1 protein-coding gene is annotated in these 473 nt (G+C 42.5%); it reads left to right on the top strand.

Annotated features, from left to right (window positions below):
* Nucleotides 1–473 (top strand): diguanylate cyclase (locus A3757_RS23720; protein WP_156506535.1); only part of this gene is annotated, 473 nt, incomplete at both ends.

Below are 473 nucleotides of genomic sequence, written 5' to 3'. Positions count from 1 at the left end.
ATGCTCTTGTGGTATTTTGGTGCCAGTGAGGCGTGGCAGGCTAAGTTAGCGGCGATTGCCAACCACCAAAGTGCTTTGTTTGAAGACCGGTATTGGGTGACCGAGGCTTTGTTATATTGCCACGCCTTGTGTTTTTCAGTGTTAGCTCTGCTTGCCTTGATTCGCAAACATGTTGCAGATTTCGCTTTATTATTAACCTGGCTATCTGGCGTGTCAGTCTTTTTCGACTTCTCTTCAAATCACCTTAGTTCAGTATGCTTCTCAATGCTGTTTTTGGCTTTGTTTATTCTTTATCAACAAAGTAATTATCAGGTGACTTATAAAGATGCATTAACCGGAATATCAGGTCGCCGTGCTTTGGAAGATTATCTTTCCACTTTAGGTCGTCATTACTCGGTAGCGATGCTCGATGTCGATCACTTTAAAAAATTTAATGATACCCATGGTCATGATGTGGGTGACCAGGTTTTGCG

The sequence above is a fragment of the Oleiphilus sp. HI0117 genome (genome assembly GCF_001635235.1).
The sequence above is the reverse complement of the archived record's forward strand: the minus strand, read 5'-3'. Positions and strand labels throughout refer to the sequence as shown.